At 72.9% G+C, this 19,088-nt stretch carries 15 protein-coding genes; 14 read left to right on the forward strand and 1 reads right to left on the reverse strand.

The window, feature by feature from the left end; genetic code table 11:
* Window positions 1–65: 65 nt before the first annotated feature.
* Genes ACIQTO_RS29260 through ACIQTO_RS29270 form a run of 3 tightly spaced genes read left to right on the forward strand, consistent with a single transcriptional unit; the run spans window position 66 to window position 5,424 of the window.
* Complete coding sequence (locus ACIQTO_RS29260) at window positions 66–1,490, forward strand: lysine N(6)-hydroxylase/L-ornithine N(5)-oxygenase family protein (protein WP_402394127.1); 1,425 nt, start codon at window positions 66–68, stop codon at window positions 1,488–1,490.
* Window positions 1,468–3,291 carry an IucA/IucC family protein gene (locus ACIQTO_RS29265; protein WP_402394129.1) on the forward strand — a complete coding sequence of 608 codons (1,824 nt, stop codon included), beginning with the start codon at window positions 1,468–1,470 and terminating at the stop codon, window positions 3,289–3,291. Before ACIQTO_RS29260 ends, ACIQTO_RS29265 begins: the two co-directional genes overlap by 23 nt.
* A gap of 12 nt (window positions 3,292–3,303) precedes the next feature.
* Window positions 3,304–5,424, forward strand: a complete 2,121-nt coding sequence (locus tag ACIQTO_RS29270; RefSeq protein WP_402394132.1) for an ATP-dependent DNA helicase — start codon at window positions 3,304–3,306, stop codon at window positions 5,422–5,424.
* Window positions 5,425–5,573: 149 nt separating this feature from the next.
* On the opposite strand, the gene lexA is transcribed toward ACIQTO_RS29270, so the two are convergent.
* Window positions 5,574–6,236, reverse strand: a complete 663-nt coding sequence (gene lexA / locus ACIQTO_RS29275; protein WP_224281048.1) for a transcriptional repressor LexA — start codon at window positions 6,234–6,236, stop codon at window positions 5,574–5,576.
* 560 nt (window positions 6,237–6,796) lie between these two features.
* On the opposite strand from lexA, the gene nrdR reads away from it, so the two are divergent.
* From nrdR to ACIQTO_RS29330, 11 genes are all read left to right on the forward strand, one after another.
* The gene (nrdR, locus tag ACIQTO_RS29280; RefSeq protein WP_402394134.1) at window positions 6,797–7,294 is read left to right on the forward strand and encodes a transcriptional regulator NrdR; all 498 of its coding nucleotides are present in this window, start codon (window positions 6,797–6,799) and stop codon (window positions 7,292–7,294) included.
* Between the two features lie 207 nt (window positions 7,295–7,501).
* Window positions 7,502–10,390, forward strand: a complete 2,889-nt coding sequence (locus tag ACIQTO_RS29285; RefSeq protein WP_402394137.1) for a vitamin B12-dependent ribonucleotide reductase — start codon at window positions 7,502–7,504, stop codon at window positions 10,388–10,390.
* A 220-nt stretch (window positions 10,391–10,610) separates the two neighbouring features.
* A complete protein-coding gene (locus tag ACIQTO_RS29290) occupies window positions 10,611–10,856 on the forward strand; it encodes an RNA polymerase subunit sigma-70 (protein ID WP_380575291.1) in 246 nt (81 codons plus the stop codon).
* Window positions 10,857–10,859: 3 nt separating this feature from the next.
* Window positions 10,860–11,426, forward strand: a complete 567-nt coding sequence (locus ACIQTO_RS29295) for a Clp protease N-terminal domain-containing protein (RefSeq protein ID WP_402394140.1) — start codon at window positions 10,860–10,862, stop codon at window positions 11,424–11,426.
* A 225-nt stretch (window positions 11,427–11,651) separates the two neighbouring features.
* Complete coding sequence (locus tag ACIQTO_RS29300; protein WP_402394142.1) at window positions 11,652–13,370, forward strand: sensor histidine kinase; 1,719 nt, start codon at window positions 11,652–11,654, stop codon at window positions 13,368–13,370.
* Entirely contained in the window at window positions 13,370–13,822 is a 453-nt protein-coding gene (locus tag ACIQTO_RS29305) for a roadblock/LC7 domain-containing protein (RefSeq protein ID WP_402394144.1), read from the forward strand. Before ACIQTO_RS29300 ends, ACIQTO_RS29305 begins: the two co-directional genes overlap by 1 nt.
* Window positions 13,819–14,187 carry a DUF742 domain-containing protein gene (locus tag ACIQTO_RS29310; protein ID WP_380575297.1) on the forward strand — a complete coding sequence of 123 codons (369 nt, stop codon included), beginning with the start codon at window positions 13,819–13,821 and terminating at the stop codon, window positions 14,185–14,187. Before ACIQTO_RS29305 ends, ACIQTO_RS29310 begins: the two co-directional genes overlap by 4 nt.
* On the forward strand, window positions 14,168–14,902 hold the full coding sequence (locus ACIQTO_RS29315) for a GTP-binding protein (RefSeq protein ID WP_402394146.1): 735 nt from the start codon (window positions 14,168–14,170) through the stop codon (window positions 14,900–14,902). Before ACIQTO_RS29310 ends, ACIQTO_RS29315 begins: the two co-directional genes overlap by 20 nt.
* The gene (locus ACIQTO_RS29320; protein ID WP_402394149.1) at window positions 14,899–16,143 is read left to right on the forward strand and encodes a cytochrome P450; all 1,245 of its coding nucleotides are present in this window, start codon (window positions 14,899–14,901) and stop codon (window positions 16,141–16,143) included. The genes ACIQTO_RS29315 and ACIQTO_RS29320 overlap by 4 nt, the downstream gene beginning before the upstream one ends.
* A 61-nt stretch (window positions 16,144–16,204) precedes the next feature.
* Complete coding sequence (locus ACIQTO_RS29325; RefSeq protein ID WP_402394151.1) at window positions 16,205–17,410, forward strand: cytochrome P450; 1,206 nt, start codon at window positions 16,205–16,207, stop codon at window positions 17,408–17,410.
* 289 nt (window positions 17,411–17,699) lie between these two features.
* The gene (locus tag ACIQTO_RS29330) at window positions 17,700–19,082 is read left to right on the forward strand and encodes an ABC transporter substrate-binding protein (RefSeq protein ID WP_402394154.1); all 1,383 of its coding nucleotides are present in this window, start codon (window positions 17,700–17,702) and stop codon (window positions 19,080–19,082) included.
* Window positions 19,083–19,088: the final 6 nt, after the last annotated feature.

Genomic DNA, 19,088 nt, shown 5'->3' on the forward strand with positions numbered 1-19,088 from the left:
CCGTTCCCCGCCCGTCCGTTCCCCGCCCGCCCGCGACCGACCCCGCCGAGGACACCTCCGACCCCATGGACACCCCAGCAGCCCGACCCGCGCCGTACGACCTGCTCGGCGTCGGCATCGGCCCGTTCAACCTCTCGCTCGCCGCACTCGCCGAGCCCGTCCCGGGCCTGCGCACGCTCTTCTGCGACCAGCGCCCGGAGTTCCGCTGGCACCCCGGGATGCTGGTCGACGGGGCCCGGATGCAGGTGCCCTTCCTCGCCGACCTGGTCTCCCTGGTCGACCCGACCAACCGCTGGTCCTTCCTCAACTACCTGCGCGAGCAGGACCGGCTCTTCCCGTTCTACTTCGCCGAGCGCTTCCAGCTGGCCCGCCGCGAGTACGACCACTACTGCCGCTGGGCCGCCGAGCGGCTCGCCAACTGCCGCTTCGGCACCGAGGTCACCGCCCTGCACCGGGACGGCACGCTCTACCGGGCCGAGCTCCGCGACACCGCCACCGGCCGGCGCACCGAGGTGTACGCCCGCAACCTCGCGCTCGGCGTCGGCACCCGGCCGGTCCTGCCCGAGGCCTTCAGCGCCCTCGACGCCCACCCCCGGGCCTTCCACTCCGCCGACTACCTGGAGCGCCGGGACGCCCTGGACGGCGCCCGCGACATCACCGTGGTCGGCAGCGGGCAGTCCGGCGCCGAGGTCTTCCTCGACCTGCTGCGGCGCGCGGGGGAGGGCGTCCGGCTGCGCTGGCTCACCCGGACCCGGGCGCTGGCGCCGATGGAGTACTCCAAGCTCGGGCTGGAGCACTTCACGCCCGACTACACCCGCTACTTCCACGCCCTGCCCGGGGCCGTCCGGCAGACCCTGGTCGAAGCCCAGTGGCAGTTGCACAAGGCGGCCAGCGCCGAGACGCTGGCCGACATCCACGACCACCTGTACGAGCGGACCATCGGCCGGCCGATCGACGACACCCCCGTCGACATCACCCCCGGCACCGCCGTCACCGACGCCCGGCCCGGTCCGTGCGGCGGTCTCGAACTCCGCTGCCGGCACACCGACTCCGGTGCCGAGCACGTGCTGCGCACCGATGCCGTGGTGCTCGCCACCGGCTACCGCGCGGCCCGCCCGGCCGCGCTGGAGCCGCTCGCCCACCTGATCGACTGGGACGAGGCCGGGCGCTACCGGGTCGACCTCGACCACCGGGTCGCGACGCTCCCCGACCTCGCCGGCGGGCTGTACGTACAGAACGCCGAGTTGCACACTCATGGCGTCGGCACTCCCGATCTGGGTCTCGGCGCCCACCGGGCCGCCGTGATCCTCAACGCCGTCACCGGCCGGACCGTCCACCGGCTGCCCGAACGCACCGCGTGGACCGGCTTCGCGCCCCCCGTCCCCACCGGCCCCGCTACCCCCGCCACGGGCGACGTCCCCGCCACCACGGACGCCCCCGCCGTTCCGCGACCCCAGGAGTGGACCCGTGCCGCAACCGCCGGCCGCTGAACCCCCGCTGTACCTGCCCCCGCAGCTCACCGCCGGGCACTGGCAGCGGGCGGGCCGCGCGCTGCTGGCCAAGATGCTCGGCGAGTTCGCCTACGAGGAGCTGATCACCCCCGTCCCCGACGGGCCCGGCAGCTACCTGCTCCGCCTTCCCGAGGCCGAGTACCGCTTCACGGCGGGCCGCGGCGCGTACGGCGGCTGGCAGGTCGTCCCGGACTCGGTGCGCTGCTCCCGGGCGGACGGTCTGGACCCGCTGCGCTTCCTCCCGTACGCCCGGCACACGCTGGGCCTGCGCGGCGACACCACCGGCCATCTGATCCGCGAACTCACCGCCACCCTGATCGCCGACGCCCACCAGCTCGCCACCGCGCTCACCGCCGCCGAACTCGCCGACCTCGGCCACGCCGAGCTGGAGGGCCGGCAGAGCGGCCACCCCTGGATCGTCCCCAACAAGGGCCGGATCGGGTTCTCCGCCACCGACGCCGCCCGCTGGGCCCCGGAGGCGCGCACCCCGCTGCCGCTGCCCTGGATCGCCGTCCACCGCCGGCTGGCGCAGTACCGCGGTGTCCCCGGGGTCGCCGAGCCCGAGCAGCTGTACGCGCGCGAACTCGACGACCCGGGCGCCCTGCGGGCCGTGCTCGGCCCGGACGCCGACGACTACCTGCTGCTCCCGGTGCACCCCTGGCAGTGGGACGAGACCGTCGTCCCGCTGTTCGCCCCGTGGATCGCGAGCGGCGAGATCGTCCCGCTGCCCACGGACGGTGACCTGCGGCTGCCCCAGCAGTCCATCCGCTCCTTCTTCAACCGGAGCCGGCCCGACCGCTGCACCGTCAAGCTGCCGCTGGCCATCCTCAACACCCTGGTCTGGCGCGGTCTGCCCACCGAGCGCACGCTGGCCGCGCCCGCCGTCACCGCCTGGATCCACGGGATCCGGCAGGCGGACCCGTTCCTGCGGGACGAGTGCCGGGTGGTGCTGCTCGGCGAGATCGCCTCGGTCACCGTCGACCACCCGCTCTACCGCGAGCTGCCGGAGGCGCCCTACCAGTACAAGGAGCTGCTGGGCGCGATCTGGCGCGAGCCGCTCGGCCCCTGCCTGGACGACGGCGAGCGCGCCCGCACCCTGGCGGCGCTGCTGCAGACCGGCTCCGACGGGCGGGCGCTGGCCGCCGAGCTGATCGCCCGCTCCGGTCTCACCCCCGCCGCGTGGACCGCCCGGCTGTTCGCCGCGATGCTGCCGCCGCTGCTGCACTTCCTCTACCGGTACGGCCTGGTCTTCTCCCCGCACGGTGAGAACGCCATCGTGGTCTTCGACGAGCGGGACGCCCCGGTCCGGCTCGCGGTCAAGGACTTCGTCGACGACGTCAACCTCAGCGACCAGGACCTGCCGGAACTGCGCGAGCTGCCCGCGGAGGTGGCCGAGGTGCTGCTGCGCGAGGATCCGCAGGGCCTCTGCCAGTTCCTGCACTCCGGTCTGTTCATCGGCGTCTACCGCTACCTCGCTCCGCTGCTGGAGGCGCAGACCGGGCTGCCCGAGGCCGAGTTCTGGGCCCTGCTGCGGGCCGAGATCCTCCGCCACCAGGAGCGTTTCCCCGAGCTGCGCGAGCGGTTCGAGCTGTTCGACCTGTTCCGGCCGAGGATCGACCGGCTCTGCCTCAACCGGAACCGGCTGTTGCTCGACGGCTACGGGGACCGCCCGCACCGCCCGCACGCGGCGCGGCACGGCACCGTCGCCAACGCGCTGGCCGTCGCGGGGGCCGTGGTGCCGCACGGCCGGCGGGACCGGATTGTCACCCCTGCCCCGTAGGCTGGGTGGGTCATGACGAACGACTCCGAATCCCAGCTCCCCGCCGACGACGAAGCCGACGAGTCGGCCGCCGACGGTGCGGTCGAGGCCGTCCCGCGGGCCCAGCTCCCCGAGCTGCTGCACGCCGCCGTGGCCGCCGTCGGCGGCGTCGAGCGCGCCGGCCAGGTCCGGATGGCCGAGGCCGTCGCCGACGCCGTCGACCACGGCGAGCACCTGCTGGTGCAGGCCGGCACCGGCACCGGCAAGTCCCTCGCCTACCTGGTGCCGGCCCTCGCCCACGGGGACCGCGTGGTGGTCGCCACGGCCACGCTGGCGCTCCAGCGCCAGCTGGTCGAGCGGGACCTGCCGCGGACGGTGGACGCGCTGCACCCGGTGCTGCGCCGTCGCCCGCTGTTCGCGATGCTCAAGGGCCGCTCCAACTACCTCTGCCTGCACCGGGCCAACGAGGGCACCCCGAGCGAGGAGGGCGAGGGCCTGTTCGACCCGGTGGACGCCCTCGGCGGCCCCACCGGCAAGCTCGGCCAGGACGTCCTGCGGCTGCGCGACTGGGCGGACGAGACGGAGACCGGGGACCGGGACGACCTCAGCCCCGGCGTCTCCGACAAGGCCTGGGCCCAGCTCGCGGTCACCTCCAAGGAGTGCCTGGGCGCCACCCGCTGCGCGTACGGGCAGGAGTGCTTCGCCGAGAAGGCGCGCGAACGGGCCAAGCTGGCGGACGTCGTGGTGACCAACCACGCGATGCTGGCGATCGACGCCATCGAGGGCGCCCCGGTGCTGCCCGAGCACGGGCTGCTGATCGTGGACGAGGCGCACGAGCTGGTCAACCGGGTCACCGGCGCGGCCACCGCCGAGCTGACCGTCGGCGCGGTGAACCGGGCGGTGAAGCGCGCGGCCAGGCTGGCCAACGAGAAGGCGGTGGACGCCCTCCAGGGGGCCGCGGAGAACTTCCACGGCCTGATGGAGACCGCCCAGCCCGGCCGGGTGGAGGAGCTGCCCGAATACCTGGCCTACGCCGTCACCGCGATCCGGGACGCCAGTCGGCAGGTGATCACCTCGCTCGGTGAGACGCGGGACAAGGCGCTCACCGACGAGGACGCCGTGCGCAAGCAGGCGATGGCCTCCGCCGAGGCGCTGCACGAGACGGCCGAGCGGCTGCTGGCGGACTCCGAGTACGACGTGGTCTGGATCGAGCGCAGTGACCGGTACGGCCTGGGCACCGCCTCGCTGCGGGTCGCCCCGCTGAGCGTCTCCGGGCTGCTGCGGGAGGGCCTCTACAAGGAGCGTTCGGTGGTGCTCACCTCGGCCACGCTGAAGCTCGGCGGGGACTTCACCGGAGTCGCCGCCTCGGTGGGCCTGCCCTCGGAGGCCCGGCTGCCGGACGAGCGTGCCGCGGGCGACACCCCCGAGGCCGGCTTCGGCGAGGACCCGGTGCCGCACTGGCGCGGTATCGACGTCGGCTCGCCGTTCAAGTACCCCAAGCAGGGCATCCTCTACGTCGCACGGCACCTGGCCGAGCCCGGGCGGGACCCGGAGCGTCCCGACATGCTGGACGAGCTGGCCGAACTGATCGGCGCGGCGGGCGGGCGGACGCTCGGCCTGTTCTCCTCGATGCGCGGCGCGCAGGCCGCCGCCGAGGCGATGCGCGAGCGGCTGGACAACCGGATCCTGCTCCAGGGGGAGGACACCCTGGGCGAGTTGATCCGCGAGTTCGCCTCGGACGCGACCACCTGCCTGTTCGGCACGCTCTCGCTCTGGCAGGGCGTGGACGTGCCCGGCTCGGCCTGTCAGCTGGTGGTGATGGACCGGGTCCCGTTCCCGCGCCCCGACGACCCGCTGATGAGCGCCCGGCAGCGGGACGTCGAACAGCGCGGCGGGAACGGCTTCATGGCCGTCGCGGCCACCCACGCGGCGCTGCTGATGGCGCAGGGCGCGGGCCGGCTGGTGCGGGCGGCGGACGACCGCGGGGTGGTGGCGGTGCTGGACCCGCGGGTGGAGACGAAGCGGTACGGGAGCTTCTTCCGCTCCTCGATGCCGGAGTTCTGGTACACCACCGATCGCAACCAGGTGCGGCGCTCGCTGGCGGCGATCGACGCCTCGGCGGAGCCGGTCCGGCCGGTGGTCAAGCGGGGCTGAGCCGGCCGCCGGCCCGTCCGGCCGCCGTTCGCCCGGTCGTGGCCGGTCCGGTCGCGGCTCGTGGCGACGGTCGCCGGGCCCGGGCACGCCGGAGGGGCCCCCCGCACCGTGCGGTGGAGCCCCTTCCCGGTGTGCGCCGTACCGGGCGCTCAGAGGCGGCGCAGGACCGCGACGACCTTGCCCAGGATGGTCGCGTTGTCGCCGTTGATCGGCTCGTACGCCGGGTTGTGCGGCATCAGCCAGATCCGGCCGTCCTCGCGCTTGAGGCGCTTCACGGTGGCCTCGCCGTCGATCATCGCGGCCACGATGTCGCCGTTCTCGGCGACCGGCTGCCGGCGGACGGTCACCCAGTCGCCGTCGCAGATGGCGGCCTCGATCATCGAGTCGCCGCGCACGGTCAGCGCGAACAGCTCGCCCTCGCCGACCAGCTGGCGCGGCAGCGGGAAGACGTCCTCGACCGTCTGTTCGGCCAGGATCGGCCCGCCGGCGGCGATCCGCCCGACCAGCGGCACGTACGAGGTGGACGGGCGCCCGGCCGTCTCGGCGGTGTTGGGGCGGGCCACCTCGACGCCGCGGACCTCGTAGGCACGCGGGCGGTGCGGATCCCGGCGGAGGAAGCCCTTGCGCTCCAGCGCCATCAGCTGGTGCGCGACCGAGGAGGTGCTGGACAGGCCGACGGCCTGGCCGATCTCCCGCATGGACGGCGGGTAGCCGCGCCGCTGGACGGAGTCCCGGATGACCTCGATCACCCGCCGCTGGCGTTCGGTGAGCCCGGCCTCGTCGGTCCGGATGCCGGGAGGGCGGCCGGGCATCGAGCGCGCGGGCACCGGATGGCTGTCGTCCAGCACGGGGGCGTGCTCGATCGCTTGGTCGGGCACGCGGCTCGTGTTGGAAACGGCCTGGCCGGAGAGGCGGTGTTCTTCGCTACGGTCCATGCTGTCCACACTCTGCTGATTCGTGGTGCGCTGCCCCACCTTGAGCTGGGAGTGTTCCTGCACCGGGATGGTGTTGCTTTCGATCGTGTTCACGGCGGCCCCTCTCGACGGCTGTCCTCTCCCCTTTTCCAGCCCAACGGCACCTCCTATCGAAAGGTTGCGCCAAACACACGTTCGAGTGAATTATTCGGGAGTTGGCTGACTCGATCAAGGCTTTGTTGTACATCGATTAAATGTTCGACCAGAAGTCGGCCCCGGCAGTCTAATCGGCGCCGACACGCCAGGGGTGAAGCTTCCCCCGAAGACCTACATGTAGTGGCTACAGTCCTCTCCGTGCCCAGTACTAGTGGTCACGTCGCATGATCGGCTTGGCGGTCCCGGGTCTTCATCGCATAGACTCGACCAGTCCGCACGTCCTGCCCGGGAGGGATCTTCAGGTGCACTGCCCCTTCTGCCGGCACTCCGACAGCCGCGTCGTCGACAGCCGGACCACCGAAGACGGCAGCTCGATCCGCCGTCGTCGGCAGTGCCCGGACTGCGGTCGCCGCTTCACCACGGTGGAGACGGCCGCACTCATGGTCATCAAGCGAAGCGGTGTCACCGAGCCGTTCTCCCGGGAGAAGGTCATCTCCGGAGTCCGAAAGGCCTGTCAGGGCCGCCCGGTCACCGAGGACGCCCTCGCCCAGCTCGGCCAGAAGGTCGAGGAGTGCGTGCGGGCCACCGGCAAGTCCGAGCTCACCACCCACGACGTGGGTCTGGCCATACTCGGACCGCTCAAGCAGCTCGACGTCGTCGCCTTCCTCCGCTTCGCCAGCGTCTACCAGGCGTACGACGGACTGGAAGACTTCGAGGCCGCCATCGCGGAACTCCGCGCCGAGCGGCCCGCCCCCGAGGCGGACGGTGCCTGCGTGCCCGTCCCCGCCGCCGCGCCCTAGGAGGCCCGGCTCAGCACCACCGGCCCCCCGGGGCCGACCGCCCCACCGGCCCTTCGGGGCCGACGTGTGCCCGGAAACGGCGCACAGAACACCACAAACCGTGCGGGAACAGGCATCTCGTCGCCTGTCCGCACCACGGAAGACGAACCAGCGGTGCCCGGACTTTTCGGGGCACTTTGGGCGTTTGCCCAGGAGGAGGAGCGAGAAGTGACAGACACCACGAGCGGTTCCGCACGCGGGTCGAAGTCCGACAAGACCGCGACCAAGGGCGCCGGCAAGGCCCCCAAGGGCGGCCTGCGGATCGAGCGCATCCACACCACCCCTGGCGTCCACCCCTACGACGAGGTCCGCTGGGAGCGGCGCGACGTCGTCATGACCAACTGGCGCGACGGCTCGATCAACTTCGAGCAGCACGGCGTGGAGTTCCCCGACTTCTGGTCGGTCAACGCCGTCAACATCGTCACGTCCAAGTACTTCCGCGGCGCCGTCGGTACCCCGCAGCGTGAGTGGAGCCTCAAGCAGATCATCGACCGGGTGGTGCTCACCTACCGCGCCGCCGGCGAGAAGAACGGTTACTTCACCACCCCCGGTGACGCCGAGACCTTCGAGCACGAGCTGACCTACGCCCTCCTCCACCAGGTGTTCAGCTTCAACTCGCCGGTCTGGTTCAACGTCGGCACCAAGCAGCCCCAGCAGGTCAGCGCCTGCTTCATCCTGGCCGTCGACGACTCCATGGAGTCGATCCTCGACTGGTACAAGGAAGAGGGCATGATCTTCAAGGGCGGCTCCGGCGCCGGCCTCAACCTCTCCCGGATCCGCTCCTCCAAGGAGCTGCTCTCCTCCGGCGGCAACGCCTCCGGCCCGGTCTCCTTCATGCGCGGCGCCGACGCCTCCGCCGGCACCATCAAGTCCGGCGGCGCCACCCGCCGGGCGGCCAAGATGGTCGTGCTGGACGTCGACCACCCCGATGTCGAGGCCTTCATCGAGACCAAGGTGAAGGAGGAGGAGAAGATCCGCGCCCTGCGCGACGCGGGCTTCGACATGGACCTCGGCGGCGACGACATCGCCTCCGTCCAGTACCAGAACGCCAACAACTCGGTCCGGGTCAACGACGAGTTCATGACCGCCGTCGAGAACGGCACCGAATTCGGCCTGCGGGCCCGGATGACCGGCGAGGTGATCGAGACCGTCGACGCGAAGAAGCTCTTCCGCAAGATGGCCGAGGCCGCCTGGGCCTGCGCCGACCCGGGCATCCAGTACGACAGCACCATCAACCGCTGGCACACCTGCCCGGAGTCCGGCCGCATCAACGCGTCCAACCCCTGCTCCGAGTACATGCACCTGGACAACTCCAGTTGCAACCTCGCCTCGCTCAACCTGATGAAGTTCCTGCGCGACGACGACTCGTTCGACGCCGAGCGCTTCGCCAAGGTCGTCGAGCTGGTCATCACCGCGATGGACATCTCCATCTGCTTCGCCGACTTCCCCACCGAGAAGATCGGCGAGACCACCCGCGCGTTCCGCCAGCTCGGCATCGGCTACGCCAACCTCGGCGCCCTGCTGATGGCCACCGGCCACGCGTACGACAGCGTGGGCGGCCGCGCGCTGGCCGGCGCCATCACCTCGCTGATGACCGGTACCGCCTACCGTCGCGGCGCCGAACTCGCCGGCGTGGTCGGCCCGTACGACGGCTACGCCCGCAACGCCGCCCCGCACCGGCAGGTCATGAAGCAGCACGCGGACGCCTCGGTCGCCGCCGTCGCGGTCGACGAGCTGGACGCCCCGGTCTGGGCCGCCGCCACCGAGACCTGGCAGGACGTCCTGCGCCTCGGCGAGCAGAACGGCTTCCGCAACGCCCAGGCGTCGGTGCTCGCGCCGACCGGCACCATCGGCCTGATGATGGACTGCGACACCACCGGTGTGGAGCCCGACCTGGCGCTGGTCAAGTTCAAGAAGCTCGTCGGCGGCGGCTCCATGCAGATCGTCAACGGCACCGTGCCGCGCGCCCTGAAGCGGCTCGGCTACCAGGACGAGCAGATCGAGGCGATCGTCGCCCACATCGCCGAGCACGGCAACGTGGTGGACGCGCCCGGCCTGAAGGCCGAGCACTACGAGGTCTTCGACTGCGCGATGGGCGAGCGCGTCATCTCGGCCATGGGACACGTGCGGATGATGGCGGCGATCCAGCCCTGGATCTCCGGCGCCATCTCCAAGACGGTCAACATGCCGGAGAGCGCGACGGTCGAGGAGATCGAGGAGATCTACTTCGAGGCCTGGAAGATGGGCGTCAAGGCGCTCGCTATCTACCGTGACAACTGCAAGGTCGGCCAGCCGCTGTCGGCCAAGAAGAAGTCCGGCGACGAGGTCAAGGCCGACCGGGCCCCGGCCGCCGCGGTCGAGAAGGTCGTCGAGTACCGTCCGGTCCGCAAGCGCCTGCCCAAGGGCCGCCCGGGCATCACCACCTCCTTCACGGTCGGTGGCGCCGAGGGCTACATGACGGCCAACTCCTACCCGGACGACGGCCTCGGCGAGGTCTTCCTGAAGATGTCCAAGCAGGGTTCGACCCTCGCGGGCATGATGGACGCCTTCTCGATCGCCGTCTCGGTCGGCCTGCAGTACGGCGTGCCGCTGGAGACCTACGTCTCGAAGTTCACCAACATGCGCTTCGAGCCGGCCGGTCTGACCGACGACCCGGACGTGCGGATGGCGCAGTCGATCGTCGACTACATCTTCCGCCGCCTGGCGCTGGACTTCCTGCCGTTCGAGACCCGTTCCGCGCTCGGCATCCACTCCGTCGACGAGCGCCAGCGCCACCTGGAGACGGGTTCCTACGAGCCGCTCGAGGCCGAGGAGCTGGACACCGAGACCCTGGCCCAGTCCGCGCCGGTCGTTCCGGTGACCCCGGCGGCCCCGGTGGCCAAGCCCGCGCCGGCCGTCGAGGCCCCGCGGAAGGCCCACAACTCGACGGAGCTGCTGGAGATCCAGCTCGGCCTCAACGCCGACGCGCCGCTCTGCTTCTCCTGCGGCACCAAGATGCGCCGCGCCGGCAGCTGCTACCTCTGCGAGGGCTGCGGCTCCACCAGCGGCTGCAGCTGACCGGGCCGACGCGGGACGGCAACCCCTGAGGGGTGACGTCCGGGGCGGGGCGAGGACCTTCACGGTCCTCGCCCCGCCCCTTTTGCGTGGGCGGACCGATCCGGGGCGAGGGGGCGCTCCTCGGTGTGCGAGGAGGGGACGCGGGGTCTCCCGGGGCGCTTCGGGCCCGTGGGTGTCAACTGGGGTTGACACCGGCGTGGTGTCAACCTACGTTGACAATATGAGCGAGAACGGAGAACTCGCGGCCGCCGCGAGCAGCCGGGACCCGGCGGTCGGGCTCCGGTCGGTCCGGGCGCTGCGCGACCTGGCCGACCGCCTGGAGGGCCTGCAGGTCGGCAACGCCCGCGAGCAGGGGTGGTCCTGGCAGGACATCGCGGTCTGTCTCGGTGTGACCAGGCAGGCCGTGCACAAGAAGTACGCCCGGCGCGGTTCCGGGGGTTCCGGGAGCGAGAAGGACGGAGGCTGAGCGATGTTCGAGCGTTTCACCGACGATGCGCGGCGCGTGGTGGGCCAGGCGGGCCAGGAGGCGGCGGGGCTCAGGCACGGGCGGATCGGGAGCGAGCACCTGCTGCTGGCTGTCGTCGCGATGTCGCGGGATCCGTCGGCGGCCGTCCTGGTCGAGGCGGGCCTGGACCACGCCGCCGTGCGGCGGGCGGTGCTCCGCCTGCGCGGCGGTGCGGACGACGCGGAGGCGCTGGCGGCGATCGGGGTGGATCTGGACGCCGTCCGGGAGGCCGTCGAGTCGGCGTTCGGGGAGGGCGCGCTGGATGCCCGGCCGGAGGAGGCCGGGGCCGGCCGGCGGGGCTGGTTCCGCTCCGACCCCGGGGGTGGGCGGGTGCCGTTCACGCCCCGGGCGAAGAAGGTGCTGGAGCTGTCGCTGCGCGAGTCGCTCCGGCTGAAGTCCGGCCACATCGCGGTCGGGCACCTGCTGCTCGGGGTGGTCCGGGAGGGGGACGGGCTCGGTGCCAGGATCATCGCCGATCACGGGTTGGACGCCGCCGCGGTGCGCCGGGCGGTGGATGTCACCTTGAGTTGATCGAGGTGCGACGACCCGGTCGCCAATCGGTGCACAAGGCGTGAACGAACGGGACTGTCCGTCAACTTGCCGCTTGAGGGCAGTAGCTGAATGGATATGATCGGCCGAAAGCGTGAACCGATCAGCCGCCCGGAGACGTTTCTATACGTCGGCCGGGCGGTCGCACGTGAGCCCGCCCTGCTGTCGGCGTCCGCCCGTCGACGCCCGCCGCCGAGGACCGCATCGATGAGAGTACGCACCAGCCCCGACGGCAGGGCGCGCCGACGCCCGGCCCCGCGTACCGCGGCCCTCACCGCCGCGGCCGTCCTGCTGGCGGGCGTCGCCGCCCCGGTGGCGGCGGGCCGGGCCCTGGCGGCACATCAGCCGCTGACGGCCGTCGCGGTCTGCGCGGTCGCGGTGCTCTGGCTGATCGCGGTCGGGCTGGCGGCGACCGCGACCGAGCGCACCCGCCGGCTGGCGGAGGAGCTCACCGCGCAGCAGGACCGGACCGGGGCGGCGCTCGACCGGGCCGCCGCCGCCGAGTCCGCCGAGGCGGCGGCCCACTCCCGGATCGCCGCCGCCGACACCGCGCGGGAGGCGGCCCGGAGCGAGCGGGCGGACGCCGAGGCCGAGGCCGGGGCCGTGCGCACCGAACTGGCCCGGGTGCGGTCCGAGCTGGAGGCCGAGCAGGCCGCGCGCGCCGCCCTGGACCGGCTGGCCGGGTCCGTTCTGCCCGAGGTGGTGAAGAAGCTCCGCGACGGCGCGTCCGTGGACAGCGCGCTCGCGGCACACCGTACGCACCCCCAGCACGCGCTGCTGCGCGCCCTCGCCGAGGAGATCGGCCGGGGCGAGCGGCTGCGGGCCGCCGCCCTCGCGGTCTGCGCGACCGCCGCCGGGCGGGTCCAGGCGCTCGCCACGAGCATGCACGCCGAGCTGCGCGAGATGCAGCACCGGCACGACGAGGAGGTCCTCGGCGACCTGCTGCGACTGGACCACTCCACGGCGCAGGCCGGCCGGATGGCCGACAGCATCGCGGTGCTCACCGGCGCCCGCTCGGGCCGGCGCTGGGCCAAGCCGATCGCGGTGGAGTCGGTGCTGCGCGGTGCGCTCGGCCGGATCGGCGCCTACCGGCGCGTCCGGCTGCACAACGCCAGCGCGGCCGCGGTGGCCGGGTTCGCCGCCGAGGGCGTGATGCACGCGCTCGCCGAACTGCTCGACAACGCCACCAACTTCTCCGCCCCGCCGGCCGAGGTGCACGTCTACGTCGAGGAGGTGCCGGCCGGGCTGGCGGTCACCGTCGAGGACAGCGGCCTCGGGCTGAGCGAGAGCTGGCTGCGCCGGGCCGAGCGGGCCGTCTCCGCCGAACCCCTGGACCTCACCACGCTCACGGCCGGGACGCGGCTCGGCCTCGCGGTGGTCGGCGCGCTGGCCCGCAAGTACGGGCTGCAGATCTCCTTCCGGCCGTCGGCGCGCGGCGGCACCGGGGTGGTGGTCCTCATCCCGCAGCAGCTGGTGACGCACCCCGCTCCGGAGCCCGCCGCGGCGCCCGGGCCCGTTCCGGCCCGGGGGACGACACCGGCGCGCCCGGCGCTCACGCCTGCGCTCGCGCCCACCCTTGCGCCGACCCGCGCCCCGGACCGGGCCGCCGCCCCGGGCGCCGCGACCTCCGCGCCGGCCCCGGCGCAGGTCACCGACAGCGGTCTGCCGCAGCGCCGCCGGGGGCAGACGCTCGCCACCGCTACCGCCACCGCTACCGCCACCGCGGGCGTCACGGCCACCGGGGCGCCCGCCGCGAAGCCCGGACGCGGCGACGCGGCGAGCGCCGCCGCCCGGTTCGGCGCCTTCCGGCGCGCCGCCCAGCAGGCCGGGAGCGGCAGCGCACCCGCCACCGGGCCGATCACGGACCCCACCGACACCACGGACACCACACCCGACGCGTCACCCGTCACCGAGAAGGACTCCTGATGAGCAGCGTTATCGACCGTGACCTCGACTGGCTGTTGGAGAACCTGCTGACCGCCACCCCCGGCGCCCGGCACGCCCTGGTGCTCTCCGCCGACGGCCTCCGGCTCTGCCACACCGCCGGGCTGAGCGCCGACCAGGCCGACCAGCTGGCCGCGATCGCCTCCGGGATGCAGAGCCTGGCGCACGGCGCCTCGGTGGAGTTCGGCGACGGCAGCGGCGGTGTGCGGCAGTCGATGACCGAGTTCCACGGTGGCATCCTCTGCATCGTGGCCGCCGGTGAGGGCGCCCACCTCGCGGTCGTCACCGACGACGAGGCGGACGTGGGTGTGGTCGGCCACAACATGCACGGTCTGATCGAGCAGATCGGTGTCCACCTCAGTGCCCCGGCCCGTGCGGACGCGGTGGCCGGGGCGGACACGGGCGCGGTGCCACGAGAGAGCGCCCGGGTATGAGCGGGCGGCCGGTCCTGCCGGGCCGTGACGACGACCCGGACCGCCTCTACACCATCACCCGGGGCCGCAGCCGTTCCCCGGAGAACGCCTTCGACCTGGTCACCCTGATCGTCGCCGAGCGGGAGCCGGCCCCGGGCATGCAGTCCGAGCACGCGCGCATCCTGCGTCTGTGCGAGGCCCCGACGGCCGTCGTGGAGGTCGCCGCGGAGCTGGCGCTGCCGGTCTCGGTGGTGAAGATCCTCCTCGGCGACCTGCTGGAGACCGGGGCGGTCACCGCCCGGCACCCGCGGTTCGCCCCCCACAAGGCCCGGCTGCCCGATCTCGACACGCTGAAGCAGGTGTTGCATGGACTCCAACAGCTCTGAGACGCCCACGGGCGGGCACACCCCCACGGGCGGGCGCACCCCGCTGCGCGGTACCGCCGACAACGCGCTGAAGATCGTCGTGGTCGGCGGGTTCGGCGTCGGCAAGACGACCCTGGTCGGCGCGGTCAGCGAGATCCGGCCGCTGAACACCGAGGAGACCATGACCAGGGCGGGCGAGGGCATCGACGACCCCTCGGGCGCCTGGGGCAAGCGCTCCACCACGGTCGCGTTCGACTTCGGCCGGATCACGCTCTCCGCGAGCCAGGTGCTGTACCTGTTCGGCGCGCCCGGCCAGGAGCGCTTCTGGTTCCTCTGGGACCGCCTGTTCAGCGGTGCGCTCGGCGCGGTCGTCCTGGTGGACACCCGGCGGCTGGAGGAGTCCTGGTACGCCATCGACCGGCTGGAGCACCACGGCACGCCGTTCATCGTGGCCCGCAACAACTTCGGCGAGCCGGGCCACACGCTGGAGCAGGTGCGCGCGGCGCTCGACCTGCCCGCCGAGGTGCCGTTGGTGGACTGCGACGCGCGTGACCGGGAATCGAGCAAGCGGGTGCTGATCGAGCTGGTCCGCCACCTGGCCGCCCGGGTGGAGGCCGGGGGCACGGCCGCGCCGGCCGGGGCCGGGCGCCCGGTCCGGGCGGACGCGGCCTCCCCGGTCGCGCTGTCCGTCGCCGGCCCCACCGACCCGTCCCCGTACGAGGAGAGCACCCCGTGACCGAGCCCGCCGCCACCCCGCCGCCGGGCTGCCCGGCGCACGCCGGTGCCACCCCGCTGTACGGGCCGCGCTTCCAGACCGACCCGTCCCAGCTCTACCGCGAGTTGCGGGCCGCCCACGGACCGGTGGCCCCGGTCGAGCTGGCCGGCGGTGTCCCCGCCTGGCTGGTGATCGGCTACCGGGAGCTGCAGCTGGTGACCGGTCAGCCGCAGCTGTTCGGCCGGGACTCCACCCGCTGGAACGCCTGGGGGAGCATCCCCGAGGACTGGCCCCTGAAGCCGATGATGGCCCCGGCGCCGTCGATGCTGTACACCGAGGGCGAGGAGCACGTGCGCCGCTCGCGGGCCGTCACGGACGCGCTGGCCGCCGTCGACCCGTACGAGTTGCGCAAGCACGGCGAGGAGATCGCGGACCGACTGATCGACGGGTTCGCCGGGCGCGGTGAGGCCGACCTGGTCGCCGAGTACGCGCACCGGATGCCGCTGCTGGTGCTCTGCCGGCTGCTCGGGCTGAGCGAGGAGCAGGCGCCCGTCCTGATCGACGGGCTGCTGGCCATGCTGGACGGCGGGCCGGACGCCCCGGCCGGCGCGCAGCGGCTGCTCGGCGTGATGCTGGACCTGGTCCGGGAGAAGGCCGAGCACCCGTCCGACGACCTTGCCTCGCGGATGCTGCTGCACGAGGCGGGTCTGGACCACGACGAGGTGATGCGCGACCTGCGGGTCCTGCTGATCGCCGGCCACCAGCCCTGCTCGTACTGGATCTCCAACGCGCTGCGGCTGATGCTCACCGACGAGCGGTTCGCCGCCTCCCTCTCGGCCGGCCGGCGCAGCATCAACCAGGCGCTGAACGAGGCGCTCTGGGAGGACACCCCGACGCAGATCTTCGCCGGACGCTGGGCGGTCCGGGACACCCTGCTCGGCGGCCAGCGGATCGCGGCGGGGGACATGATCCTGCTCGGCTTCGCGGGGGCGAACGCGGACCCGTCGGTGCGGCAGGCCGACGGCAGCCCGGCGGAGGGCAACCGGGCGCACATGAGCTACTCGTACGGCGAACACGGCTGCCCGTTCCCGGCCCAGGAGGCGGCCGAGGTGATCGCCACCACCGCGATCGAGGTGCTGCTGGACCGGCTCCCGGACCTCCGGCTGGCGGTGGCCGAGCACGCGTTGGTGTGGCGGCCGTCGGCGTGGGTGCGCGGTCTGATGGCGCTGCCGGTGTCGTTCACCCCGGGCTACGCGGTCTGAGCCCGGCCCGCGGGCCGCTGCCAACCGGACAGGAACCAGGAAACCGAGGAGAGCTGTGCCGATGACCGCCCCGATAGCGCTCGATCCGCTGGCGCGTGACAACGCCGCCGAGGGGGCGCTGCTGCGCGCCGCCGGTCCGGCGGTGGCGGTGGAGCTGCCCGGCGGCGTGGCCGCCTGGGCGGTGACCCGGCACGCGGCCGCGCGCGACCTGCTGACCGATGCCCGGCTGGTGAAGGACGCCGCGCACTGGGCGGCCTACCAGCGCGGCGACGTGCCCCGGACGTGGCCGCTGATCGGTCTGGCGGTACCCGGCCCCAGCATGGTGACCACCGACGGCGCCCGGCACCGCCGGCTGCGGACGCTGGTGGCGCAGGCGTTCACGCCGCGCCGGGTGGAGCTGATGCGCCCCCGGGTGGAGGAGATCACCCACGGCCTGCTGGACGCGCTGGCGGCGGGGGAGCGGCTGGTCGACCTCAAGTCGGTCTTCGCCTTTCCGTTGCCGATGACGGTGATCTGCTCGCTGCTCGGCGTCCCGGAGTCCGACCACGCCCTGCTGCGGGACCTCTACGAGCAGTTCTTCGGCATCCGGCCCAACCCGGACGGCATCCAGGCGACCGTCGCCGGGCTGAACGCCTTCGTCAACGACCTGGTGGCGAAGCGCCGTTCGGAGCCCGGGGAGGACCTGGCCAGTGCGCTGCTGGCGGCGGACGCCGAGGGCGGGGCGCTGAGCGACGCGGAGGCGGCGGCCACCCTGCGAGTGATCATCGCGGCGGGCCACGAGACCACGGTCAACCTGATCGGCAACGCCGTCCGGGCGCTGCTCACCCACCCGGACCAGCTGGAGCTGGTCCGCGCCGGCGCCGTGTCCTGGGACGCGGTGGTCGAGGAGTCGCTCCGGTGGACGCCGCCGACCAGCAACTTCCTGTTCCGCTTCACCACCGACGACGTCGAGGTCGGCGCCGTGGTGATCCCCAAGGGCGAGCCGGTGCTGATCTCCTACAACGCGATCGGCCGGGACCCGGCGCAGCACGGGGTGACCGCCGAACTGTTCGACATCACCAGGGACCCGAGCCGCCACCTGTCCTTCGGTCACGGTCCGCACGTCTGCCCGGGGTCGCCGTTGGCCCGGCTGGAAGCGGGGGTCGCGCTGCCGGCGCTGTTCGAGCGGTTCCCGGAGCTGGCGCTGGCGGTGCCGGACGAGGAACTGCGGCCGAGCCCCTCGCTGGTGGTGAACTCGCTGCGGGAGCTGCCGGTCCGGCTCTCCTGAGCCCGGCCGTGCGGACGGCCGTGGCCCAGGCCCAGGCCTCGGTCCCGGTCGGGGTCGGGGTCGGGACCGTCGGTGTTCGACGGCGCACCGGCCCGGTCGGCCCGGCCGCGTCCGGGTCACAACTGGGGCACGTGCCGATGAAGGTCGAACGCGGACCTTGGCGGAGGGTGGCTGCTGCGTTAACGTCGTCAAACCGGCCGCCCGCCGCGTCCATGTCGATCTCCGGTACAGCGCAATGTCGTTCTGTCGTACTGCCGGCGCTCCGTGCGCCCTGGCGAGGAGGACCGCATTGACCCCCACCCCGACCGCGCCGTCCGCGAGGCCCCGCCGCCTGGCCGTCGTGCCCGCCGTGCTGGCGGCGCTGGCGCTGACCGCGGCCTGCTCCAACAGTTCGAGCTCCGGAGGCGGTTCGGGTGGCGGGGGCGAGACCCTGGCCGGTGACTGTGCCAAGTACCAGCCCTACGCGGGGCATTCCGGCAGCACGGTGACGATCTTCGCCTCGATCCTCAGCCCGGAGTCGGACAATCTGGAGAAGTCCTGGGCCGAGTTCTCCAAGTGCACCGGCATCAAGATCAGTTATGAGGGCTCCAACGACTTCGAGTCCCAACTGCCGGTCCGGGTGACCGGCGGCAACGCCCCGGACTTCGCGATCATCCCGCAGCCCGGCCTGCTGGCCCAGATGGTCAAGAGCGGCAAGGTGGCCAAGCCCCCCGCGCAGACCGTCGCCAACCAGGAGAAGTGGAGCCCGGTCTGGAAGACCTACGGCTCGGTCAACGGCACCTTCTACGCGGCGCCGATGAGCGCCAACATGAAGTCGCTGGTCTGGTACTCGCCGAAGGCCTTCCAGCAGGCCGGTTACGCGGTGCCGCAGTCCTGGGCCGACCTGATGGCGCTCAGCGACCGGATCGCCAAGGCGGGCGCCGGCAAGCCCTGGTGCGGCGGGATCGCCTCCGGGACGGCCACCGGCTGGCCGGCCACCGACTGGCTGGAGGAGGTGGTGCTGGGCTCCTACGGCGGCGAGGTGTACGACCAGTGGGTCAGCCACAAGGTGAAGTTCTCCGACGAGAAGATCACCACCGCGATGAAGACCGTGGCGGACTGGATGCAGAACCCCGACTGGGTCAACGGCGGCTACGGTGACGTGAAGTCGATCGCCACCACGACCTTCCAGGACGCGGGCGCCCCGATCCTCACCGGCAAGTGCTTCCTGCTCCAGCAGGCGTCCTTCTACAAGGCGCAGTGGCCCAAGGACACCAAGGTCGGCCCGGACGGCGACGTCTTCGCCTTCCGCCTGCCGGCCGTGAACCCGCAGGTGCCCAGCCCGGTCGAGGGCGGCGGGGAGTTCCTGACGGCGTTCGCGAGCCGGCCCGAGGTGCAGGCCGTGCAGAACTACCTGTCCAGCTCGGACTGGGCGAGCAGCCGGGTGCGGACCGCGACCGGCTGGGTCTCCGCGAACCAGGGCGTGGACAAGGCCCTGTACACCGATCCGATCGACCGGCTCTCCGCCGACGCGCTCACCGACCCGGCGGCCACCTTCCGCTTCGACGGTTCGGACCTGATGCCGGCCGCGGTCGGGGCCGGGCAGGAGTGGAAGTCGCTGACGGCCTGGTTCGCCGAGGGCCAGTCCATCCAGAAGACCGCCGCCGAGATCGACGCGGCCTGGCCGCAGTAGCGGTTC

It is taken from the genome of Kitasatospora sp. NPDC091207 (assembly GCF_044768625.1).
Lineage (GTDB): Bacteria > Actinomycetota > Actinomycetes > Streptomycetales > Streptomycetaceae > Kitasatospora.